This is a genomic window from Spirosoma humi (assembly GCF_054776575.1).
In genome coordinates this window covers 1,610,746-1,633,737 of sequence record NZ_BAAHBR010000008.1, presented here as the reverse complement: position 1 = coordinate 1,633,737, position 22,992 = coordinate 1,610,746, and the positions used below count along the sequence as shown (strand labels likewise).

General features: G+C 49.1%; 18 protein-coding genes. 8 read left to right on the top strand and 10 right to left on the bottom strand.

Going from position 1 to position 22,992, the window contains the following annotated elements:
• Window positions 1–15 precede the first annotated feature (15 nt).
• Window positions 16–801: a hypothetical protein gene (locus ACYU8Y_RS15465; RefSeq protein WP_460938754.1), complete on the bottom strand. Its 786-nt coding sequence runs from the start codon at window positions 799–801 to the stop codon at window positions 16–18.
• A 206-nt stretch (window positions 802–1,007) separates the two neighbouring features.
• Here ACYU8Y_RS15465 and ACYU8Y_RS15460 point away from each other — a divergent pair, with 206 nt between their 5' ends.
• Entirely contained in the window at window positions 1,008–1,442 is a 435-nt protein-coding gene (locus tag ACYU8Y_RS15460; protein ID WP_460938752.1) for an OsmC family protein, read from the top strand.
• A 16-nt stretch (window positions 1,443–1,458) separates the two neighbouring features.
• Here the strand turns inward: ACYU8Y_RS15460 and ACYU8Y_RS15455 are convergent, their stop codons facing one another.
• Window positions 1,459–2,322 (bottom strand): hypothetical protein, encoded by an 864-nt coding sequence (locus tag ACYU8Y_RS15455; RefSeq protein ID WP_460938750.1) that lies wholly within the window; start codon window positions 2,320–2,322, stop codon window positions 1,459–1,461.
• 507 nt (window positions 2,323–2,829) lie between these two features.
• On the opposite strand from ACYU8Y_RS15455, the gene ACYU8Y_RS15450 reads away from it, so the two are divergent.
• The 5 genes from ACYU8Y_RS15450 (at window position 2,830) to ACYU8Y_RS15430 (ending at window position 10,963) form a co-directional block, all read left to right on the top strand.
• Window positions 2,830–3,618: a FecR family protein gene (locus ACYU8Y_RS15450; protein ID WP_460938748.1), complete on the top strand. Its 789-nt coding sequence runs from the start codon at window positions 2,830–2,832 to the stop codon at window positions 3,616–3,618.
• Between the two features lie 29 nt (window positions 3,619–3,647).
• The gene (locus tag ACYU8Y_RS15445; RefSeq protein WP_460938746.1) at window positions 3,648–6,803 is read left to right on the top strand and encodes a SusC/RagA family TonB-linked outer membrane protein; all 3,156 of its coding nucleotides are present in this window, start codon (window positions 3,648–3,650) and stop codon (window positions 6,801–6,803) included.
• 78 nt (window positions 6,804–6,881) lie between these two features.
• A complete protein-coding gene (locus ACYU8Y_RS15440; protein ID WP_460938744.1) occupies window positions 6,882–8,561 on the top strand; it encodes a RagB/SusD family nutrient uptake outer membrane protein in 1,680 nt (559 codons plus the stop codon).
• 250 nt (window positions 8,562–8,811) lie between these two features.
• Window positions 8,812–9,555, top strand: coding sequence for a 3-keto-disaccharide hydrolase (locus ACYU8Y_RS15435; RefSeq protein WP_460938742.1), 744 nt, complete (start codon window positions 8,812–8,814; stop codon window positions 9,553–9,555).
• 82 nt (window positions 9,556–9,637) lie between these two features.
• Entirely contained in the window at window positions 9,638–10,963 is a 1,326-nt protein-coding gene (locus ACYU8Y_RS15430) for a Gfo/Idh/MocA family protein (protein WP_460938740.1), read from the top strand.
• A 50-nt stretch (window positions 10,964–11,013) separates the two neighbouring features.
• On the opposite strand, the gene ACYU8Y_RS15425 is transcribed toward ACYU8Y_RS15430, so the two are convergent.
• Together ACYU8Y_RS15425 and pyrF are read right to left on the bottom strand one after the other, a co-directional pair.
• Window positions 11,014–12,303, bottom strand: coding sequence for a DUF2851 family protein (locus ACYU8Y_RS15425; protein ID WP_460938738.1), 1,290 nt, complete (start codon window positions 12,301–12,303; stop codon window positions 11,014–11,016).
• Window positions 12,304–12,413: 110 nt separating this feature from the next.
• Window positions 12,414–13,250 carry an orotidine-5'-phosphate decarboxylase gene (gene pyrF, locus ACYU8Y_RS15420; RefSeq protein ID WP_460939046.1) on the bottom strand — a complete coding sequence of 279 codons (837 nt, stop codon included), beginning with the start codon at window positions 13,248–13,250 and terminating at the stop codon, window positions 12,414–12,416.
• 111 nt (window positions 13,251–13,361) lie between these two features.
• Between pyrF and rfbC the strand changes: the two genes are divergently transcribed.
• On the top strand, window positions 13,362–13,907 hold the full coding sequence (gene rfbC, locus ACYU8Y_RS15415; RefSeq protein WP_460938736.1) for a dTDP-4-dehydrorhamnose 3,5-epimerase: 546 nt from the start codon (window positions 13,362–13,364) through the stop codon (window positions 13,905–13,907).
• 42 nt (window positions 13,908–13,949) lie between these two features.
• On the opposite strand, the gene ACYU8Y_RS15410 is transcribed toward rfbC, so the two are convergent.
• Complete coding sequence (locus ACYU8Y_RS15410) at window positions 13,950–14,642, bottom strand: type 1 glutamine amidotransferase domain-containing protein (protein WP_460938734.1); 693 nt, start codon at window positions 14,640–14,642, stop codon at window positions 13,950–13,952.
• A gap of 272 nt (window positions 14,643–14,914) precedes the next feature.
• Here ACYU8Y_RS15410 and ACYU8Y_RS15405 point away from each other — a divergent pair, with 272 nt between their 5' ends.
• A complete protein-coding gene (locus tag ACYU8Y_RS15405) occupies window positions 14,915–15,310 on the top strand; it encodes a hypothetical protein (protein WP_460938732.1) in 396 nt (131 codons plus the stop codon).
• 85 nt (window positions 15,311–15,395) lie between these two features.
• Here the strand turns inward: ACYU8Y_RS15405 and ACYU8Y_RS15400 are convergent, their stop codons facing one another.
• The 5 genes from ACYU8Y_RS15400 to ACYU8Y_RS15380 all read right to left on the bottom strand — a co-directional run bounded on the left by ACYU8Y_RS15400 (window position 15,396) and on the right by ACYU8Y_RS15380 (window position 22,865).
• On the bottom strand, window positions 15,396–16,982 hold the full coding sequence (locus ACYU8Y_RS15400; RefSeq protein ID WP_460938730.1) for a hypothetical protein: 1,587 nt from the start codon (window positions 16,980–16,982) through the stop codon (window positions 15,396–15,398).
• A gap of 104 nt (window positions 16,983–17,086) precedes the next feature.
• Window positions 17,087–18,112, bottom strand: coding sequence for a DUF6807 domain-containing protein (locus ACYU8Y_RS15395; RefSeq protein ID WP_460938728.1), 1,026 nt, complete (start codon window positions 18,110–18,112; stop codon window positions 17,087–17,089).
• Window positions 18,113–18,233: 121 nt separating this feature from the next.
• Entirely contained in the window at window positions 18,234–18,851 is a 618-nt protein-coding gene (locus ACYU8Y_RS15390; RefSeq protein ID WP_460938726.1) for a hypothetical protein, read from the bottom strand.
• Window positions 18,852–18,907: 56 nt separating this feature from the next.
• A complete protein-coding gene (locus ACYU8Y_RS15385) occupies window positions 18,908–20,818 on the bottom strand; it encodes a DUF3857 domain-containing transglutaminase family protein (RefSeq protein ID WP_460938724.1) in 1,911 nt (636 codons plus the stop codon).
• A 7-nt stretch (window positions 20,819–20,825) separates the two neighbouring features.
• Entirely contained in the window at window positions 20,826–22,865 is a 2,040-nt protein-coding gene (locus tag ACYU8Y_RS15380; protein WP_460938722.1) for a transglutaminase domain-containing protein, read from the bottom strand.
• Window positions 22,866–22,992 lie beyond the last annotated feature (127 nt).

Below are 22,992 nucleotides of genomic sequence, written 5' to 3'. Positions count from 1 at the left end.
TTCTTTGTCCGCTTTCTATTTCTTAGAGCCGAAAAATAAGGTAATGTAGCCCGACGTAAAGAAACTACGGTTTCCATCTTCCCGTCTGCCCGCCGGATCGGGATTAGGGATAATAACAATTTTGTTTGGGAAAGCCTCGGCCAGAAAGCCAATTTCGACACCCGTGGTATTGTTTCGAAAGGCGCTCAGCTCAAAGCTAAGGGCCGCTTTCAGGTTCAAACCAACGGTCAGTTTCGATTCGCCAATGCCCTGAAAAAAGCCGCCAGCTCCCGTAACGGTTTCGCCGGCAGCAGTAGCAAATCCGTTTACCTGCGATGCCGGTACAGTACGGGTCTGGTTCCCATAAGAAACTTCAAGATAATAGGGCTTGATAATACCCAACGATGGGCCCGCAGCCAGAATACCGCTGATAGCGATTCCTTCCTCGGCGCTACGCTGAAACAGCTTTATCTCCCGGCCGTAGGAAGGCCGCAAAACAAATAAATAATTTTCTTTCCCGTCTAGATAGCCCGATCCAATATTGTTGATAGATGAACGGAGTTCTTTAGGGTGCTTTACATTAACCAGTTCGACACTGAGGTAACGGTATTGCGGCATGCCGAACAACGAATTAGACAACTGCTTTGACTGCCTGAACGCAAAACCTCCGACAATCCCTGAGTTGGTATTCGTTGTGATGCCAAACGTGGTTATTGTCCTGTAATTATCTTCCTCAACATCAGCCTTTTGTGCTGCGGCCCGCTGCCCTGGCAGCAGCAAGGTACACAGCAAAAAGCTGGTCAATACGTATATAGTTCTCATTATCGTAGAATGCTGAATTAAAAATACTATTTTTTGCTGTTGTTAACAACATATACCCGAAGTATTAGCGTAACTCCCCTCCCCTGTATATGTTTACGGCTATAAAAGCATCAGTTGGTAAAAACCATATGTTGTAAGTTTGCAGGACACAAGTAACTCATCGACGTTACCTACTTACCAACTATACATTCATCACATACAGTTTTATGGCCACAATTCATATTGATTATTTAGGCGAGTTACGTACCGAATGCATCCATTTACAATCGGGCACCCACATCAATACTGATGCACCCACCGATAACCAGGGCCGGGGCGAGGCATTTTCTCCTACTGATCTGGTTGCCAATGCGCTGGGCACCTGCATTATCACAACAATGGCCATTTTTGCCCGTCGGGATAGCATTGAGTTAAAGGGCAGTAAGCTGGACGTAACCAAAATTATGAGCAGCCAGCCGCCCCGTCGCATTGCCCGCATTGAGATTGACCTGACACTACAAACCAACGGGTTACCCGACGAAGCAACCCGCGCCCGTCTTGAAGCCATTGCGCACAGTTGCCCGGTAGCCATCAGTCTGCATCCTGACATTGAACAGGCCGTCAGCATTCGATGGGAAGAAAGTTCTCCCGTATCAGAATAAGATGATTTACTGGGCCTTATCGGCTCTTCTTTCGTTTCTGCCGCCAGCGTTTTACGTCGGCGGTCAGGTTTTCGAGGAAAAACGATGGCCCTACGGATAAGTATAGCCCCGTATAATTGATTTGACTTTGGGGAACATCCCGTTTTAAAATGAATCGGTAGCCTGTCAGCACATTGAGGCCAAACCAGTGCAGGGGCCGTAGCCAACGCACCAGAGGAAACTGATAGGCTGCCGATACACCCACGCCTAATGGCAAAAAAACACCTCTAGCGACTTCATTCTTACCGGCCTGATCGTCGTTGACTTCATACCTGGAATGGCCATAACCGAACTCAATGGGTATGCTCACTTCAAAGGCCTTTCGGCGGAGTAAATAGCGCTCATAATAGACGGTGGCAATCCGCAGCCGGCGCGTAACAGACTCCGATGTGTTGGGTAACAACCCTGGCCGGTCGATATGCTGATTGAGGAAATAGAAGCCCACACCCGCTTTGAAACTGGCTGACCGACCGCCCTGAAGAGCCGGTCTATCTCGTTTGGGTGGAAACAAGAACCCAGCCCTTATCCCGTAGACACTAACCGGCACCCGACGGTTATCTTCGGTTCGGGTATCTTTGAAGAAGAAGAAACGTTGATCAGTAGACGCCGTAAATGTCAGTGATTTAGGCTGAGTCGTTTGTACACGCGTCGTATCGGCGTTCTTTTCAAGGGGTTGCCATAGCGTACCCCCACACGCTGCCCAGGGCGTTATCAGAAGTAAAAGGCCTGCACAGATCACCTGCACAATACCCTGAAGAGTTGGCTGCAAAGTTTGGTTCTTTTTTTTCGTCATACCGGTGCGTATATAACCCAGAAAGACAACAATGGTTAGAATACGCATCGCTACGGTTACTTATAAATCAGCCAAATACGATTAATTTATAGTAAATCGGTGGGTCTAGAAGGCAAGAAAACCCGTGAACGCTTCGTAAAGCAGTCATCGTGGAACCGTTAAGTCTATAAAAATCGACGATATGCGCAAGGTGAATATGAGATTAATACAATACTCGTGCATTGCCACTGCTATTTTTCACTTCCTGGCATGGAACGAATCGCACATAAATAACTACGTTTTTTACAAGAAAATCTAACTACTCTCCACTTCGAAAACGTTCCCGGCAACGCTTGCATAAAAAAAAGTTGATTTTTTCTTTCCATTATCTAATCTTATTAACAAGATTATCATAACGTTAGAGAAACTGCTCCTCCTCCGAGATTAAACTCATCACCAAATAGTCCATAATTTCCACAACTACTAACTCTTGCCCCTCTTATGACCAAACCCTCACTCCAATAAGTAGAAACCCCTACGCCTGTCGCTTTGGCTTACACGAAACTGTTGTATACCGTGTCAACCAAGTCATATTCTGCCTACAGCGCTGAGGAGTTCGCCTTCGACGATCTGTTTGTCCGTTGGGTGAAATACCCTGACGACGAAGAGGTGGCCTCGTATTGGCAGATATGGCTCCTGAATCATCCGCATCAGGAAGAAACGGTTGAGATAGCACGTGAGTTGATTCGTACGGGTAGCCGCCCCAACACCCCAGGATTATCGGCCGACGACGTGTCGTCGGTATGGGGACGGATTCGCGAATCACTTCAGACGATGGACGATGTTCGTCCGCTGCAACCCGACATGCGGGCCGTGGTTGGCTGGTGGTATTTTATCAGAACGGCTCTGGCCGCATCGGGTGTGATAGCCCTGATAGGCTGGGCACTCTGGATGCAGTACGGCCCCAACCAATCGGTTTGGAGCATTAATGCCCCGGCTGGTCAAACCCGCCAGATTCGCCTACCCGACAATTCAACCATGACGCTCTACCCTAACAGCAGCGTTCGGTATGCACGAAGGTGGAGCGATGAAACACCAAGAGCCGTATGGCTAGACGGGGAAGCCGATTTCGCGATCACGCACAAAAGTGATACCTCGTCGGCTCGCCTGTTCAGAGTGCATACCGGTGGCCTTACAATTGAAGCGCTCGGCACCATTTTTCGGGTACGGCAACGCCCCAATGGCACCTATGTGGCGCTGACATCGGGGCAAGTCAACTTGCTGGTGAAGCACCAGGGGCCTATACAACTCAACCCCGGTGAGGCCATCGAAGTGGCGGCTGGTTCAGCCAAGATCTTACCTTAATAAAACCCTTTACCCTAATCTAATTTAACATGCAGACAACTATTACCCAACCACCACGCCTGGCGTGGCTTCCTCTGCTTGGCCTTACGGCACTGGTGCTGGCTGGCCAATCGGCGTACAGCGCCCCCCCGGCGCACCCGAATACGGCTCAGACAAGCCCTAAACAGGAGCGCGTCATAACGGGCAAAGTGCTGTCGTCCGACGATAATACCGGTTTACCGGGCGTCAATGTGGCGGTGAAAGGTACCACCCGCGGCACAACCACGGACGCGAATGGCGATTACAAAATAAATATACCGAATGAGCAGGCCGTACTCGTGTTCTCATCAGTAGGCTTTGTCTCCCAGGAAGTTAAGGTTGGCAACCGTTCTGCCGTCAACATAACCATTCAGGCTGATACCCGCGCCCTCAATGAAGTCGTCGTCGTTGGGTATGGTACCCAGAAGAAGAGCCAATTGACAGGAGCCATCTCGTCGGTTTCGGCAAAGCAAATCACCGAACAACCCATCACTAACATAGGTCAGGCGATGCAAGGCCGTGTTGCCGGTGTAGATGTAGCGCAATCCGGGAGTAAGCCAGGCTCGACACCAACGATCCGGATTCGGGGTCGCCGTTCGTTCAATGCCGGCAATAACCCGCTGTATGTTGTCGATGGAATTCCGCTCACTGGAGATAGAAATGAACTGTTGGGCACTCGTCCATTCGATTTCACCTCGGGTGGTTACGAAGACTTGAATCCGAATGATGTTGCTTCCCTGGAAATTCTAAAAGATGCTACGGCAACCGCAATTTACGGGGCCAGAGGTGCTAACGGCGTCGTACTAGTAACGACCAAACGGGGCAATAATAATGGAAAGACAACGATCAGCTACGACGCCTACGCGGGTGTCACAGATCCGTTAGACAAAGTTCATCTGTTCAATGGCCCAGAATTTACTGAATACGTCCGAGAAGCCTACCGGTCTACCAATGAGTACAATGACGCCAATGGAAAGCCCGTACCAACAGGTGTAGCAGATGCCTATGCAGATGCCCACGTTGCCCCTTTAGGCGGAGACCCTGCCGTAGCCGCCGGTATTGCAGCCAATCGGAACACCGATTATCAGTCATTGATCCTGAGGCAGGGGTTTCAGCAAAATCACTCCCTTGGCATTCAGGGAGGAACCGATAAAACACAGTTTTATATTTCTGCTGGCTACTTTCTTGACAAAGGCATTAATCCTGGTCTGGATTACTCGCGTTATTCATTGCGGGCCAACGTTGATCATCAAATCAACAAGGTTATCAAAGTTGGCGTCTCTTCGTATATGATGTACAGCGTTCGAAACGGAGCTAACCTTAATCCATACGGTTTCACACTTTCGCAAAACCCACTTGGCAGGCCCTACGATGATAACGGCAATATCATTTTCTCGCCTACCAACGATGCCCTGTTGACTAACCCATTGGCAGAAATTGTGCCGGGCGCTCAGGTAGATCAAATCAAAAAATACCGGATTTTCAACAGTATTTATGCCGAAGCCAATATCATCGACGGCTTAAAATACCGTGTCAATTTTGGTCCCGATTTTTCTGTTTCGCGAGCGGGTCGCTTTACTGGCTCCCAGACAAACGACCGAAAGGGTGGTGATCCAACGGCGTCTAACAACAATCAGTTTGGATTCAATTATACATTGGAAAACATCCTGACGTATACCAAGACGTTTGGTGATCATAATTTAGGAATAACAGCCCTACAATCTATTCAACGGGATAATTTCGAATACAGCAACCTGTCCGTACAAGGCGTTCCGGCCGAAACACAGCAATATAACAATGTAGGCAATGCCAGTCTGGTGCTGGGCGTCGGCAGTAATTTAATTCAATGGACGCTCAACTCGTTCATGGGTCGTATCAACTATGACTACAAGGATAAATACCTGGTAACCGCTACGCTCCGTCGCGATGGTTCAAGCCGTTTTGGTGAAAACACTAAATACGGTAACTTTCCAGGTATCGCTTTAGCCTGGAACATCAACAACGAGGATTTCCTGAAGAATGTGTCCTGGCTCGACCAATTGAAATTACGCGTTAGCCGGGGTTCTGTAGGAAACCAGGGGGTGGTTCCTTATCAAACACAAGGGCTGTTGAGCCGTACCGTTTATGCCTGGAACAATGCGGCAGCTTATGGGTATCGGCCTAGTACGATTGGCAATCCTGATTTGAGATGGGAAACATCGACATCATCAAACATTGGTATAGATTTTAGCCTATGGCGGGGACGGGTAGCCGGTTCGATTGAATTCTACCAGACCAATACAACTGACCTGCTACTGTCTGACCAATTACCTCAGTCTATTGGCTTTAACGCCGTTACAAAAAACGTCGGCGAAACCCGTAACCGGGGGGTCGAAATTAGTTTGTCGACTGTAAACGTTAACTCAAAAGGTGGGTTTAAGTGGACAACGGATTTCGCCTTCACCAAAAATAACGAAGCCATTATTTCCCTCTACAATGGTGCCGTTGATGACCTCGGCAACAAGTGGTTTATTGGAAAGCCGTTAACGGCCTATTTTGACTATAAAAAAGCAGGTATCTGGCAGACGAGCGAAGCCGATGCTGCGAAGTCATACCAAAGCGCTGTTGGGCAAATTAAAATACAGGATACCGACAATAATGGCAAAATTACAGCCAATGACCGGGTGTTCCTGGGTTCAGATATTCCCAACTTCAGTGCTGGGATCACCAACCGCTTTAACTACAAAGGGTTCGATCTGTCGTTCTTCGTCTATGGACGTTTTGGCCAGACCATTCTGAGCGGATTCCACCGGGACAACAACCAGTTGGCCGGCCGATATAACCAAATCAAAGTAGACTACTGGACGCCCAATAACCCAACCAATGAATTCCCGCGGCCTAATCACAACCAGGAATTCCCTGTGAATAACTCTGCCTTATTCTACTTCGATGGCACCTTCGTGAAGGTTCGTAACATCAACTTTGGTTACACGTTCACGTCCAAACTAACCCAGAAATTGGGTATGCAGTCGCTGCGTGTCTTCACTAGTATTCAGCAGCCGTTCATCTTCTCGACCTATCGGTCGAAATACAACGGTGTCGATCCGGAAACAGCCGATGGCACGATCAATAATAACGTTACGCCTGCTACCCGGATAACGACCTTTGGCTTGAACGTTAAATTTTAACCATGCCGGACGAGGCTGTTTGACACAATTTTAATTTCTAAAAAAATGAACCGTATACATATAAAAAAGTCAGTTTGTATGCTTGGCATACTAGCCTTTATGCTGGGTAGCCAATCTTGTAAAGACGTACTGGAGGAGAAAGTTATTTCCAGTATCGGGAATGATTATATCAATACGCCAAAGGGTTTCGAGGATGCTACCAGGGCATCTTATGCTCCACTACGGAGTTTTTACGCAACGCAGCAGGGACTGACGATGACGGAATTCGGTACAGATTTGTATACGACGGGTTCTGATGGCAGTTATAAAGGATTCCATTTCTACGATACCCAGCTAAATAGTTTTGTCGATATTCTACAGGGCGTTTGGGAAGAGCTTTACCGAGGTATCAACACGTGCAACGCGGTTATCGAACGAGCACCGGCAGCAACGGGAATTAGCGACGTGCTAAAAAAGCAGCGGGTAGCAGAAGTTAAGTTTCTTCGCGCGCACTACTACTTTATTCTAGTACAACAGTGGGGCGGTGTCGACTTACGTTTAACGGAAACGTTGGGACCGACCAAAAAAACCAGTCGGGCAACCGAAGCTGATATTTATAAAGCTATTGTGGCTGATCTCGAATCGGCGTTGCCGGATCTGGAAAATAAAGCCAGATCATCGGACTATGGTCGTGCGACGAAAGCGGCTGCAGAACATCTGCTCGCTCGTGTATACCTGACAAAAGCAACATCGTCAGCGAAAGCAACCGACGATTATGCCAAAGCCGCTACATATGCTCAGAATGTGATTACTAACTATGGGTTTAAATTATTGCCCGATTTTGCGAGTGTTTTTGCTCAGGGAGCAGGCGAAATCAATGATGAAGTAGTTTTCGCGGTTCAGTATACGTCTGATCCGCTGACTAATGCAGCCTCATCTCCATTAGCCAGTTCGGGGGGTAATACCGGCGGTAACAACCTTCACTTATTCTTCGGGATGCAGTATGATACGCAGGCTGGCATGGTTCGGGATGTTTTTTATGGCCGCCCCTTTAGGCGTTTACGTCCGACAACCTATGCTCTAGAAACTGTTTTCAAAGATCGCGTCAATGATTCGCGGTATAAAAAGTCGTTTCGGGATACCTGGTTAAGCAATGCTCCCGGCACGTATAACACGGCCTTCGACAAATCGAAGTCAACCGTTACGTTCAAGGCGGGTGACACGGCCATTTTTATTCCTGGTTACGAAATGCCGCTGGCCGAACGGGCAAAAAAACCCTATCAGGTCCTGGTACCCAGTGCCTACACGGAAACCCTGTTTTTGCCACTTCAAAAATTTTTCGACCCACTTCGTCCGGACAAAACGTATGAACCTGGTAGCCGCGACTATCTGGCGTTTCGCTTAGCCGAAACATACCTGATATTGGCCGAAGCTCAGATTAAATTAGGGAAAACGACAGAAGCGGCTACGGCTCTCAACGCAGTACGTCGGCGGGCAGCCTGGCCCGGCAAAGAAGCAGCCATGGAAATCACGCCAGCGAATGCCACGATGGACTTCTTGATGGAGGAACGCGGTCGTGAATTAATGGGTGAACAGATGCGCTGGATGGATTTAAAACGTTGGGGAAATCTAGTAGAGCGCGTTAAACTCTACAACCCCCAGGGTGCAGTAAACGTGAAAGAGACGAATAACCTTCGCCCAATTCCGCAAACCCAGATTGACCGAACGGAGAAAGCAGCCGATGGCAGTCCAGGGTTTCCCCAGAATCCAGGATACTAGTGAGTGAACGAAAGAGTGAACGATCGAAACCTGGCGTAAGCAATTTCCACCGCTACGGCAGACCGATCGTTCACTCTTTCACCCCAGTAGAAATAGGCGTTCCAGCGCTTATTTTGGCAATATTGGATCGACATTGTCAATAAGATATATACGCTCTGTCTGGCTCCTACTCGTTTCAACTACCATAATACAACCCCTAAATCATCTGTAGCGTAAAGCAGCCACAGAGAACATTGTCGAAAAAAAGTATATGAAAAAATCGTTCATTTTAGGTCTTTTGGCCCTTGGCCTGATCGCTGCCGAAAAACCACAGGCCCCCAACACGCTGAGTGCTCAGGAGAAGAAAGACGGCTGGAAATTATTATTCGACGGTAAAACAACCAACGGCTGGCGAGGTGCCTACAAAGACAGCTTCCCGGCTAAAGGCTGGACCGTTGCCGATGGGCTGCTCACCATTCAAAAATCTGACGGGTCTGAATCACAAAGCTTTGGCGACATCGTTACCGATGGCGAATACAGTGATTTCGATCTGATGTTCGATTTTAAACTGACGGAAGGAGCCAATAGCGGGGTTAAGTACTTTGTGGCGGAACAAAGTCCCAAACCCAAAGGGTCGGCTTTTGGCCTTGAATTCCAGGTATTGGACGACGATAAACACCCGGATGCCAAACTGGGCCGGGATGGTAACCGAACCGTTGGCTCCTTATACGACTTGATTCCGGCCAGTAGCAAAAAAGCCAACCCCATTGGCGAGTGGAACACAGGCCGTGTTATCTCGAAAGGTAAACACGTGGAGCATTGGCTCAACGGCAAGAAAGTAGTGGACTACGAGCGTGGCAGCGAAAAATTCCGGGAACTGGTTGCGATGAGCAAATACAAGGCCCCCGAATACAACGCCAATGGCCGTTTTGGTGAAGCGCCGAAGGGCCATATCCTTCTGCAGGACCACGGCAATCAGGTATCATTCCGAAACATCAAAATAAAAAATCTTTAACCAAGAAACTGATTAACAGCCATTAGACTTTCGGGGTAAGCGCCTTTACTAATTGTCTGTTGTTCCCGGCTTATCATATCATATGGAAAATCGTCGTGAGTTCATAAAAAAATCTGCTCTTGCCGGACTTGGCATGAGCTTTTCGGCGGGTAGCTACGCCCGTATCCTCGGCTCGAACGACCGCGTTCGGGTTGGCATCATTGGGTTCTCCGACCGATTCCGTCAGTCGCTGGCACCCGCTTTTATGGAGCACGCCAAAGCCCAGAATTTCGCATTCGTCGGCGTATCGGACATCTGGAACCGTCGGCGCGATGAAGCCGAACAATTTTTGAAAGGTAAAGGCTGGAACGACGATTCGTTTTTCAAAGCCCGTAACAACGACGAACTCCTCGACCGGAAAGATGTCGATGCGGTTATCATCAGCACTGCCGATTTCCAGCACGCCCTGCATTGTGTAGCGGCTGTTGAATCGGGTCGTGATGCCTACTGCGAAAAGCCTTTTGCCGAATCACTGGACGACGCCCGAAAGGCGGTAAAGGCCGTCGAAAGTTCGAAGCGAATTGTGCAGGTTGGCTCGCAACGCCGGTCGGCTCCCAACTATCACTCGGCCAATGAGTTTATCAAATCCGGAAAATTTGGGGATATCACCATGGTTGAAATGACCTGGAATGTCAACCAGCCTGGTCGCTGGCGCCGTCCCAAGTTAGTATCCGAGATACGCAAGGAAGACACCGACTGGGATCGCTACCAAATGAACCGCCCAAAAACAGCCTGGGACCCACGTAAATACCTGGAATTCCGGCTATTCTACCCATACTCGTCTGGTATTCCGGGCCAGTGGATGTCGCACCAGATTGACACGGTTCACTGGTTCAGTGGGTTGGATCATCCCCGCTCGGTAGTTGCTAATGGCGGAGTGTATAGCTGGAAAGATGGGCGCGTCAACGCCGATACGTTCACGGCTGTATTTGATTACGGCCCGGATAACGATAAAACGAAAGGATTCCAGGTACTGTACTCCTCCCGAATGAACAATGAAGCGGGTGGTGTGAAGGAATATTACTTCTCGAACGGCGGCATGATTAACCTCGATACGAACAAAATCTCGCCCGAAGGTGGTCTGGAAGCTAAATACGCCAAAGACATGAATATGCAGGCGAATCTTCTGCCAACCATGTCGCTTGGCGAAGCAGCTAAAATGGAAACCTCGGCCAATACCGGTGGCGACCCAATGACCTCGCTTCACATGCTGAACTGGATGGGTTGTGTTCGTAGCCGCAAGGAGCCCAACGCACCGGCGCGGGTTGGTTTCAACCACTCCGTTGCCAACATCATGGCCACTACGGCCCTGCATACCGGTAAACGTGTAACCTGGGACTCTGCCAAGCAAGATGTGGTAACCAGCTAGATTTGACGATGTAGGCAATAGGCTGTATATGTCTCAATACAACCTATTGCCTATCTGACCAATGCTGCACCGACCTGGCAATTCAGGCATTTTTTAACGGAGCAGAACTCGTTGTAAAGTTCAATAGCCGCCTGCGAATCGAACGCTGTCCGAATCCCAAGTCCAAGGGTTTCCCAGTTTTCAGTCAGGCGGTTTTTTTCTGGAGGTAATTGTTCAAGCAGGCTGATGGCCCGGTCAATGTAGGCGGGTTGTCCCCGATGATGGGCATAAGCCGCCAACAAGGGAACAACTGTGTTGATCACAATATTTTCAGCCGCCTGCTGGCCCAGGGCGGGTGCGCCTTTTTCCGTAGTCTTTCCAAACCGGTAGTGCGTTTGCCAATAGTCGGAGGGCGTAATCTGCAATGCCTTACTGAATCGCTCAACATCCGTTGTTCCCACAAACAGGGAAAACAAACTGCTGTGTTTGGTCAATAAGCGAGCAAATTGGGCTAACCGAAGCGTTGGGAAATTAGCGGGTCGCAACCGGCCCCATTTCCAGGCATGCGGCATTACCTGCTTTTGTGTAAGCATGTATTTAGCCGACAGAAACCGGTATTCCCGCTGTAAGGCTACGACATACTCATCCGATTCGTCGGCAGGTAATAAACCGGCCGTTCCAAACAGCATTGCTTCGGCCTGCAGCAAGACATCCCGGTGTTTCAATATTGCTTTCAATGGCAACGCCCGACTCAATTGCATCATGGGATCCGTATTGATTTTGAATCCCATGTTAGCCGCCAGTACCCGATAAGTCGTTTCCTCCCAATCACCATTCGTTGCTTTGGCAATTTCCTGCACGCTGGCAGCCTTGCGTTCCAGCCGCTGCAGCATGGCTTTATCCAGCATGGACGTAAGCCGCAGCGGAGAAACTGCCTTGAACTGTCCGGCGCAGGGAATAATGTCTGGCGATTCGCTAAGTACCTGATAACGTGCCATTAATGCAGGATCGGTAAGCGGCCCGAGTTCCAGTGTGGGCAATGGCATACCATCAGATCTATCCACCCGATGACCGTTTGGCCCCCGATCATCCTGCCAGACAACGTGCAGGATAACGTTATCGTATGCCCGGTCGTGCTGATGGCGATGTGCCAGCCAATCCGATGTTCGGATATGCATCTCTACGGTCCCGACCCACTCCACATCGGCAATGAGCAGACGGGCATTTGTAAAATCCGGTCCAGCATCATGATTTCGAAAGCCCGTGTGCAAGACCTGCACAACCTCGCCGTCGGTGGTTGTCAGGTTGTTTCTGGAGAAATACTGATACTGCCAGATGAAATACAGAAAAGCTTCGGGCACAGGAAAATAGCTAACAGGTGCTAAGGCACCTTAATTGGAAAGTCAATATAAACATAATTAACAAAAATGATGCTTAATAAAGACTCTTAAAAGCTATTTATTGCTAGTATTTAAGCTAGAGCAGCCAAATGAGCGGCCATTTCCTGTTGCAACCGTTTTGCTTCCTCCCCGGCCCGATCCGCAAAATCGGCTCCATCGGAGGCATATAGAATGCTTCTTGACGCATTGACCAGCAATCCACCCGACTTCGTCAACCCTAACCGTGACACATCGGCCAGGCTGCCGCCTTGTGCGCCAACACCGGGAACAAGCAGGAAATTATCGGGTGCCAGCCTACGAATTTGCGCCAGTTCATCTGTCTGAGTGGCCCCTACCACAAACATCAGTTGATCGGGGGTAGCCCACGTCTGAGCCTTGTGAATGACAGCTTCAAACAACGCCTGTTTGTTCGGGCCATCTTGAATCTGCTGACGCTGGAAATCGGCGCTTCCCGGATTTGACGTCAGGGCCAGCAAAATAACCCATTTCCCGGCGTAGGCTAAAAAAGGAAGTACAGAATCACTACCCATATACGGGGCTACCGTAACCGAATCGAAGGCTAGTCCGGCCGCTGTGGGGTCAAAAAACGTGCGGGCATACAAGTCAGATGTGTTTCCGATATCCCCCCGTTTGGCATCGGCAATGGTAAAGCAATTTTTCGGGATATAGTCCAGTGTTTTTTGCAGACTTTCCCAGCCGCCTGGCCCCTGCGCTTCGTAGAAAGCAATGTTCGGTTTATAGGCGACAGCCACATCGGCGGTTGCATCAATAATGGCTTTGTTGAACGTAAAAACGGGATCCGTTTCGGTTCGTAACTGCTTTGGAAGTTTGCGGGGATCCGTATCTAGCCCAACACACAAATAAGATTGTTTCTGAAAAATCTGTTCCCTTAATTCCGAATAGGTCATGCTCAATACCCGGCCAATGGCTAAAATGATTCTGCTCAAAAGTACAACTTATGGTACCAGTTTCATAAATTTGCTCACAATAGAGATACCACTACGTAACACATCTGGATTATGCACGTTCGGCAAACAGCCATTGAAGGTCTAATTGAGTTAACTCCACGCGTATTTGAAGACGAACGCGGTCATTTCTTCGAGTCGTATAACAAGCCGCTTTTCGTATCGCTGGGCTTACCAATGGATTTTGTGCAGGACAATCAGTCTTTTTCCGTCAAGGGTGTTCTTCGGGGACTGCATATGCAGAACGAACCATTTGCGCAAGGTAAACTTGTTCGGGTAATTACAGGACAGGTACTGGATGTGGCAGTGGATTTACGGCCCGGTTCGTCCACGTTCGGGCAGCATGAACTCTTTTTGCTGGATGCCAAAATCGGCAATATGGCTTACATCCCGGAAGGTTTCGCCCACGGTTTTGTTGCCCTGGAAGACAGTATTTTCAGTTACAAGTGCACGAATATTTACAACAAATCAGCCGAGTCAGGCATTATCTGGAACGACCCGGATCTGAATATAAGCTGGGGGGTTACGAACCCTATCGTTTCGGAAAAAGATCAGGAATTAAAACCACTTCGCGAGCTATTCCCTCATGCCGTAGTCTAACAAACAGCGCACCGAGGCCATTTTCCGAACAGCCTCGGTGCGCTATTTTTCATACATCTCTTCCAGAACTTTCCGGCCAACCTTCCGGGCCGAAAGCGGATTTTGGCCAGTTACCAGCCGTTCATCAACTTCTATATAAGGCAGAAAGGGAATTAAGCTTTTGCTATAAATGGCTTTTTTTTGCCGGAGTAGGTCTTCCAGCAGAAAGGGCACTTCTTCATCCAGCCGGACAAGCTTCTCCTCCATATTCGAAAAGCCCGTTAGTTGCTTATTATCAATCAATAACGATCCATCAGACAGCGTTACATTCAGCAAGGCACTTACACCGTGGCACACGGCTGCTACCATCCCTCCCTTTTCATAAATCTGACGTGTGATCGCCTGCAAAGCCGGATTATTAGGAAAATCCCAGAGCGTGCCATGACCACCGGTGAAGTAAATAATCTGGTATAGCGCCGGATTTACGTCGTCAATAGGTATGGAGCTTTCCAGTTTAGCCCGGAATGTAGGATCGTGATACCATTTTTCGTTTATGGCATCACGCCGATCCATGCTCTTTTCATCAATAGGCACTGGCCCGCCGTTCGGGCTGGCAATGTCGTAAGGCAGGTTACGGCCCGCCAACTCATCGTAGAAATGCGTTGCTTCACTTAACCACAAGCCTGTTTTGTGCGGCTTCGTCGGATAATCGGTATGGTTTGTGCAGACGATGAGCGCACGATAAATAGGATCCATAAGACGAAATGACGTTGGGGCCGATAAGTTCGAGGTTTACCGGGAAACTTCAAACCATAAACGATAAACAAAAGCCACCAAGTTGTTTATAACCGGCTTATCGGAGATGGGCCCGACTTCCTTTAATAACTTACTTTCGCCCTGAAACTTAGCGAATAGTTGGCGCGCCATTAAATAGCATAGTAATTATTTTGCAAAAATGTCAACCTACAGACGGAAGTTACTGTATACTTAGTATATTTGTTTATAAACCGTATCCGTACTTGAATTCTATGCAAACTATTACTTATAATTCGCTTCAGGCTGAACATGCCTGGATGATTGTATCTGATCAGCTTCAGCAACGGAATAACATGTTAGCAAAGAGCATTTCGCATATGGAACGCAATCCTAGCGATTTGCCGATGGCCAGCCGACTGATTATGTTACGGTATCACCTCAAAATGAGTTTACGGCAACTCACCCAGGAAGCCCGTCAACAAAAAAAGACGATCCAGGAGGGTAATCAGTTAGCTGAGCAATGGATGCATGTGCACCAGTTGTTTTTCCTGTTACGGCAAATTGATAACGAGCTTGGCCGGGCCACGACGGAGAACGCCCTACTCCGCTCATGGCTGGAAACGCTCGAAGGGCGTGTTTACCGGTCAGCGCTGGTGCATTTGAATTAGCATACACAAGATATATGTAGTTATAAGCAAGAAGCCGGCGAGAATTCTCGTCGGCTTCTTATTTGATCAGACAACGCACACCATTTTATTTTGCACGACTATAAGTCAGGCGTTTTACGGTAATGGGGGCAGAACCCGGTCTGCAAGGTACGGTTACAGGCACGGCAGCAGGCTCTTGACTAGCTACTGGTTTGTTGATAATCGGTGGGACAGAACTAAGTTGGTCTGTAGGGCCGCCTTTAGACGCTGACAACCACTCAAGCTCTACCCAGCTATTCGTCGCGGGGCCATCCGTTGTCATTGCAAATTCAATTTGTCCGATGGTATGTTCCAACCAGCTATCGTTCTGACTGAGGTCTATTTCATAGGTATGAAATTCTCCATCATTGATAATCGGAAAATCCATGTACCGATCTGGCGTACCATATATGGTTTGGTCTTCGCTCCGGCGCCATTTGAGCCGCACTTTATCGCTCTGCGTCTTGAACGCTGCACGCAGGTACAGTTTTGGGTTCGTACGGCCATTCCAGAAACCAAATGGTGAGGTAATGGCATTTTTACTTTCGGGGGTATTCAGGTTTATATGAAGCTTACCGTTGATGGGCCAGCCCGTATCTCGTGCCTGATGATAATACCAGCCTTTCCGTGAGGTATCGAAACGGTAGTTAAGACCAGCGGTCAACCGGGGTTTTGCATAAACATACTGGCGAATGTCGTTCAGGTGGCCTACGATCAATTCGTAGTCCCATTCATAAACCATGTTATGATCCAGAATTACCCGATTTGTAGCCGCAATATAGGAGGCAACCTGGCTGTACTCGTCGCCCCCAAGGTCACTTCCGAAATACCCTCTTTTCCATTCGTAATTATCCTGTACGTACAATCCGACCCCATACCCCTTATCATTCACAGACGCCATCCAGGGTTCTGTTGGATGTACATCGCCAAAGATAGTCGTACTCGGGGGTTGTATACGTTCCAGATGCAACGGCCCGTTTGTATAGGGTGAGCTATCTTTATAAAACCACATATTGTGGTAATCGCCGTTCATGTAAGCACAGGGAAACTCCTGCTGGCGGGCCTCATACTGCGTTTTGTCGGAACGGTTCATGACAACTTTAGCATGAACCTTCACCACGTTCCCGTCCAGACGAATCCAGTGTTCAATGGTGGCTTCACCCGGTTCGTTGTTTAAGGCGAACTGCTTGGGAATCGTTTTTACATATAATAGATTTTCCTGCTTTTCAAACGTAACTATCTGAGACGGATTGCCATGAGAATCTCCGGCCTGAATAGGATCCCAGCCAAGGTTGGACCAGCCGGTCGTGGATTTCGACGAGTAGTCAGCGGGACCGCTGTAAAGGGCAATCTGCGTTTGCCGACCAAGATCGGAATTGTTAACCATGTTGGTCGTGCTTACCTGTCCACCATGACTGTCGAGGGAAGCCAGGTAGGTAATGGCACCACCGTAGTTCGTATTGACGCCTACCCTAATTTGCCCGTTCTCGATCGTTTGAAGCCCATCGGCTGCCCTCCTTAATGAAGAATAAGCGGCTGATTGGCCAGCTTTGGGCGTACGAGGTTGTGCACCGAGCAGGCCTGAGAAAAAAAAGCCCGCAATGAAAACCGTATAGTTTAAAGAGGTAAAGCTACAAAAAGTGAGTCGGGCCATACGCGTAGTACAAGTTGGTGTACTTAGCGACCCACAATCAAATAATATGCCAGAAGTAAGTAACCCCTCCTGAATGGGCCAATTACTATTGTCGACGGCTTATGTTATTTCATTAACTGCCTTAAAGCGACATCGGACAAATTACCGGACTGAATCAGCAGCCGGTAGCGAAACGTAACCGATTGCCGCGCTGGTAACGTGTAGTTCAGGGCAGGTGCTTTTCCATTGCTGAAAACCGACGGGCCCAGCGGATTGGCCGCAAACAGGCCATATCCTCTGGCGTGCCAGTAGGTTGGATAGCCAATATTGTTAGGATTATCCATCAACACCAGCGATACGGCTTCGTTGCCAACCGTGCCAGTAAGCTTGGTCCAGGGAGCGCGGGTTCCCCAAACAGCGTCGGCTTCTACCCCCTCGCTGGTGCGATACAGGCCAGTGACCCCGGCATTGTCCAGAACAGGTACTTTGGTAGCTACTCCCTGCGCATCGGTAAAGACTTCCGGTTTGGTTGAGGGTTGTTCGAGCTGACGGGCAAGGCGTAGGGCAATCAGCCCTTCTTTGTTGTCTTTAAAGATCACTTCTTTATCCGCGGCCTTCAGCGTTGTGATTCGGTCAATAACGCGCTTGTCACTACCGGCGCCAAACAGGTAGGTCGTCGTTTCCTGGAGCATTACCTTTCCATCTTTATCCAGCCAGTCGGCCGTAACGACCAGTTCCGCTTTTTCCCTGCCACTTTTCATTGACTTTACACCCGTATGAACGATGGTGCCAAAAGGGCCTTTGTGTTCGGGGCCTATTTCGGTGGAGTTATTCCAGAAGTCATGCCCGTTCACGTCACCATAGTTGAACCACATTCCCACATGGTGCGGATGATCAATACGTTCACCGGGACGAGGGTCCAGCGGCCAGCCGCGGGTTATGAAATTGCCACCAGCCGACAAAATCGGATACAGAACGGGTTTCTTCAAAACGGCCGGGCCCGGATAAATGTAGGCGGTAAAGGGCTTCCCATCTACGGTGACAGTCACCTTCTTCTGGGTTTCATCGTGCGTGAGTTGAATTTGATTCGATTGAGCCCAACTCGTCAACATAGTGCCAACGAACAGACAGGAGAGGAATAGATAGCGCATTGGATCGTTAGTCAACTTTATAAACTACGGACTAAAAAGGCGGCCAATAAAATAGCCCCAGCCTAAAAAGCCGGGGCTACCCAAATGCTACTGAATCCGGAGAGACAAAAACGTATGCGCCTTAATTCCCCATCAAAATTTTGTTCGTTACATCCTGATCAATCGTAATATAACCCGGATAGTTGACCTGCTTGCCCAACAAATCCAGCGTTGGCTTGATCCGGATCGTCAGCTTCGAGGGTTGTGTGCCGCTGGCACCCGATAAATTCTGCACCAGTTGCGTGAAGGCATCGCGCGTTTTGCTATCCGTTAACAACTGATACGCGTTGGTATTCAGCCGTACCGGCACTCGCGTTCGTCCGCCACCGGGCTGAACTTCAATCCGCTGATTCAGAAACCCATTGAACAATTCCTGACCAGCGAGCAGAATCCGGTATTCCAACTGATTGATGCCCGCCACTTTATTGGTTGGGTTGGTAATATCAATATTCAGGCGGGCATCCAGCGGCACATTGCGGGTGAGCAACCCCGTGGCCAGCCGTGGATAACGCGCTGGATTGATGTCTTCCAGCTTCTTCAACTGCCGGACATCAATGCCAGCGAGATAGATGCTATCAGCCGACGCGATCGTATAGCGGCAATCGCCGAGGGTTTTGGCCTGTGATATCTGTTTATTGACCGCGCACTGGCTGAACAACAGCGGCAGGGCTAGTAATGCTAAGGCAAGGCTTTTTTTCATGTCTACCATTTAAATCGTTTTCCTATAAACCTTCGACAATGGACAAAGGGTTTGGTTTAATTGAGTTTAACGAACACCATTTGTGCCCGGTCGGCTTTAGCAACCTTCTTCCGGAAGTCTACCCAGTCGGTATAAGCAGCCGGTAGAAAACGACCACCGTGCATGGTTATTTGACGAATATAGGTCATCCGGTCACCATTTACCGTCAGCTTTGCCGTATATCGGCCGAATTTTGAGTCAATCTCAACCGGCGGTATAGTATACTCCGGTGCATATCCTTTCGGAATTTGGTACGTAATGGTATCGCTGTCTTCATAGTTATAGTTTGCCCCTAACTCGATAGCCGCCCGCCGGGGCTGTAGTTGTGGGGTTGCCTGCGGTAAGGCCGACATCAGATTTAAGGGCAGGAAGAGCCTGGTTCCACTAGCGGTTGCCAACCGGCGCACCGTTAGCCCCAGCGTTTCAATAACAGCAGGCACCGTCCCATTTTGCTCCTGATACGCGAACGTATTTAGCTCGAAGGCCGGAATATGAATCCGTTTAAGGAGCCAGGTACGCTGATCATCGTGGCTCAATCGATGCAGTACATTGGCATAGTCATCCTGTTGCAGGCCTGTATAGCGGGTTCTTACATCCGCCGTAGCATCCCCCTGTTCGGTCAGGGTGATTGAAATTCGACGCTGCTGAAGGTTGTTTGCCGGACGATAAGCCGGTGTTTTTATCAACCGGCCTCCGTCGGGCTGAATAAGGAGTACATGTCGGTTCCCGGTAAAATCGCCAACGTAGCCCGCCGGGTTGTGCCCGTCTGTACATTCCAGAAAAAGGGTATCCCGATTATCGGGTACACAGAGAATGACGTGGTTAAATTGAAAACTCGGAAAATCGACTAATAAGTCAGGCTCTTTATCGCCCGCTCGGACCAGCGCCGGATAAGCCGTTATACCGATTGCCTTTAACAACGCCTGTGTATAATTCGTAAGGGCTTTACAGTCGCCATATTTACTGGCAGCTACCTTATCGGCTTCAATAGTTTGCCAGCCACCAATGCCAAGCTGAATGCTGATGTAACGCGTCTGATCCTGAACGTACTTATATACTTTTTGAACTTTCCCCAAGGTGCTTGCTTCACGCTTTGTCAATTCCAGCACGTGCTGTCTTAATTCTTCGGGAATACGGTCACGGCCTGCATTCAGGGTATGGTAGAATTGACCCAACTCCTTCCAGGTCGTTAAATGCCCTTTGTAATCCTGAACATCAAAATCGACGGGAGCCGTGTATACGATTGGCAGCTGCTCCCAGGCCGGGGGCGACAGCGGCTCAAACTCCACAGCCGGTCGATCAGCCACTTTCCAGACATATGTTTTTCCTCCATCGGCTGACGAGGTCAACGCAACCGGCGTTGGCAAATTTACTTCCTTGTAGCGCAGTGCCAGACCAGCTGGTAAATTGACCGTGAACGTAGCCTGTTCAATAGCCAGATGCTCCTCATCCTGGGGCAGCCAGGTCGGATAGAACATCAGGTTTCGCTCCGTCGTTTCCACCAAAAAATCAACGGTATAGGGATAAGAAGGCTGTTTAGGAAACGACGCAACTTTTACTCGCTGATCGTCAAAAAGATTGTAGTCCGTGTAAGTACTGTTATCGTCAATATCTGCTTTCTTAAGTTTCCTGATCAATTTACCATCCGCATCGTACAAGGTGCCTTCCAGGTTGGTCACTTTCGAGAGTTTATCATACCCGACTACTTTTTTGGCCTGATCATCGCCCCGCTCATCCAGCACCGTCACCACGGTATGAATCCGTTGGGTAGCCTCCCCTATCGACTTGACGGTAAATGTAGTTTCATGCCGACGCACAACAGCATGGGCATTTTCTTTTAAGGCTGACGACAGCGATCCCGATTGGTATTCGATCTGCGCTTGTGCAATCTGGCTAATGAACAGAAGTAGCAAAAGATGTTTTTTCATTATACGCTTATTTTCTCTCGGCCACGTCAACCCGTTTCAGAACAACCTGCTCTGCGTGTTTTGCCACAATCCGGCTGAACAACTCCCGCAGTGGACCATATTCGTCGGCTACATACTGCGTTTTCCGCAGCGAAATACGACTCATTACCTGCAACTGATTGTCGGCATTGACCGCTACCTGATATATGAAACGACCACCATTTTCGGGTAAAACCATCGAGATAGACTTAGGCATTTCTTCCACCTGATAGCCTTTGGGCAAGGTATATGTAGCCGAAAACGTCTCGTCGATCAGCACGCCAAAGTCGACCGGATAAAGCCGTTCCATTTCTTTGAATGGGCTACTGCCATGCGCTTCGGTTAGCATAGGCCGCAGATAAAGGCGATCGCCGGCTCTGCCACAAGCTTCGGGTATCGTAACCGTATACATTTCGTTGAAGGACGTACTCTTTTGATCAGTCCCCGTAAAGTCGGCTTTTTCGATCTGCCAGGCCGTCCGTTTCTTCTGAACACTCTCCAGGTACTTCGTTTTTCCGTCAACATTAAACAACTTACGACTGCGCAAGGCACTGTAGCCGCCACGCGAAAGAACAAGTGTGCCGGATACTTCGCCGTCGGTATCGATCGTGTACGAACCGGTATGCACATCGACGTCACGTTCTACCGGCGTCAGCGATATAAACCGGGGTCTGGTTGGGTGCACAAGCCGACCACTGCCGTTCAAACAATGGACGGGCAACATGCCGGGCGCCAAATAGACATCGGTGGCATCAAGCAACAGGTCTTTTCCGCCCACCGAAACGTGCGCGACTACATAATTGAATTTTTTCAGTAAGGCATATACTTCACTAATGCGCCCGTGAGAACGGGTGCTGAGGATCACAGGATTGGCATCAATGTCCATTTCCCGCAGCAAGGCAATCAGCATCAGATTAATATCGCCCGCGTCACCTTTCTTTTCATCAAATACTTTTTTGATGTTGCGCGACCAAAACGAAGATTCCTGATTCCATTTTATTGTCTGGCGGATGAAATCATAAGCGGCTGTAATGCGGTTCAGCGTATCGGGATACTGGCTCACCAGTGCTTTTGCTTTGTCGCGCAGGAAAGCCGCTCGTTTGAACTGCCCGCCAAACTCAGCATCGCTGAGCAAGGTTTTATCCATGGCATCCCAGCCAACGGAAATATTGGTGGTTACGGCACTGATAGCTCCTGGCAACTGGTAGCTGGCCAGCTCAAATTCAATCTTAGCCAGGTAATCGTCATCCGTCGTAATATAGGCTTCATCACGAAAAGCCGGAACGTTACCCATAGCAAACCGATAAGCGGATGCCGATACAGCTCCCTGACCCGGTAATAAGTCTACAGTGGTCGTTTTGCGGGTATTGACCGTTAGCGGCATGTACCCGTTCTGCAATATTTTGTAGTAAAAATAATCAGGTATGGTAATGCGGTATTCGCTCCAGTTGACGGGTATGTTTTGCTGAAACCGCCACGTTTTGGGGTTGTGGCTAACGTTAAAGGGCGTACGCACCGTGTAACGATAGTCGATGATAGATCCCTCCCGAACATTGGGCAGGGTGTATTTTTCGATCCAGAACTGATCGGATGCCCGTTCGGTAAAATGGCCCGTCTTGGTCAGTTGGTCGATTGACACATTTCCATCGACGAGATTGTAGGTATAGCCCTCGAAATCAGAGACTAGTTCGTGCTGCCCCGTTTTTCCACGCCGGGTAATCAGTTCAATAGTAGCCCGGTCATAAGCTGCTTTTTTACGTATCTGCAGCCTGATGTGGTACTGGGATACCAACCATAGGTCATTGCTATTTTCGTCAAACGTGACCTCTCCATAATCATACAGCACAACGGCCTCGGCGGTAGAATCCGTGGTGGCGTTTGAAAACTGGTCGGGGTTAATCTGGCCGAATTTGATGGCCGGGGCAGGGTCTTTTTCTTTCGCTTTCTGGGCAAGCCCAGTGGATACCCCAATCAGGGCAAGGACAACGACCAGCAACAGGCGCTGCCGCTCAAACAGGAAAGTGAACATACGTGGTGGGTAACTAACTTTACTTAAATCGGGGAGCAATATATTCGCCAATTGATCTATTTACACCATGTGAGGCACATAAATACATTTTACGGTAACCGTCTTAGCTGGCTCCGGGTGCTTTATC

What these genes read in the sequence shown, in the direction of transcription:
- ACYU8Y_RS15465 (WP_460938754.1), bottom strand. Translation starts at nt 801, where the DNA reads ATGAGAACTATATACGTATTGACCAGCTTTTTGCTGTGTACCTTGCTG.
- ACYU8Y_RS15460 (WP_460938752.1), top strand. Translation starts at nt 1,008, where the DNA reads ATGGCCACAATTCATATTGATTATTTAGGCGAGTTACGTACCGAATGC.
- ACYU8Y_RS15455 (WP_460938750.1), bottom strand. Translation starts at nt 2,322, where the DNA reads ATGCGTATTCTAACCATTGTTGTCTTTCTGGGTTATATACGCACCGGT.
- ACYU8Y_RS15445 (WP_460938746.1), top strand. Translation starts at nt 3,648, where the DNA reads ATGCAGACAACTATTACCCAACCACCACGCCTGGCGTGGCTTCCTCTG.
- ACYU8Y_RS15440 (WP_460938744.1), top strand. Translation starts at nt 6,882, where the DNA reads ATGCTTGGCATACTAGCCTTTATGCTGGGTAGCCAATCTTGTAAAGAC.
- ACYU8Y_RS15435 (WP_460938742.1), top strand. Translation starts at nt 8,812, where the DNA reads ATGAAAAAATCGTTCATTTTAGGTCTTTTGGCCCTTGGCCTGATCGCT.
- ACYU8Y_RS15430 (WP_460938740.1), top strand. Translation starts at nt 9,638, where the DNA reads ATGGAAAATCGTCGTGAGTTCATAAAAAAATCTGCTCTTGCCGGACTT.
- pyrF (WP_460939046.1), bottom strand. Translation starts at nt 13,250, where the DNA reads ATGACCTATTCGGAATTAAGGGAACAGATTTTTCAGAAACAATCTTAT.
- rfbC (WP_460938736.1), top strand. Translation starts at nt 13,362, where the DNA reads ATGCACGTTCGGCAAACAGCCATTGAAGGTCTAATTGAGTTAACTCCA.
- ACYU8Y_RS15410 (WP_460938734.1), bottom strand. Translation starts at nt 14,642, where the DNA reads ATGGATCCTATTTATCGTGCGCTCATCGTCTGCACAAACCATACCGAT.
- ACYU8Y_RS15405 (WP_460938732.1), top strand. Translation starts at nt 14,915, where the DNA reads ATGCAAACTATTACTTATAATTCGCTTCAGGCTGAACATGCCTGGATG.
- ACYU8Y_RS15400 (WP_460938730.1), bottom strand. Translation starts at nt 16,982, where the DNA reads ATGGCCCGACTCACTTTTTGTAGCTTTACCTCTTTAAACTATACGGTT.
- ACYU8Y_RS15395 (WP_460938728.1), bottom strand. Translation starts at nt 18,112, where the DNA reads ATGCGCTATCTATTCCTCTCCTGTCTGTTCGTTGGCACTATGTTGACG.
- ACYU8Y_RS15390 (WP_460938726.1), bottom strand. Translation starts at nt 18,851, where the DNA reads ATGAAAAAAAGCCTTGCCTTAGCATTACTAGCCCTGCCGCTGTTGTTC.
- ACYU8Y_RS15385 (WP_460938724.1), bottom strand. Translation starts at nt 20,818, where the DNA reads ATGAAAAAACATCTTTTGCTACTTCTGTTCATTAGCCAGATTGCACAA.
- ACYU8Y_RS15380 (WP_460938722.1), bottom strand. Translation starts at nt 22,865, where the DNA reads ATGTTCACTTTCCTGTTTGAGCGGCAGCGCCTGTTGCTGGTCGTTGTC.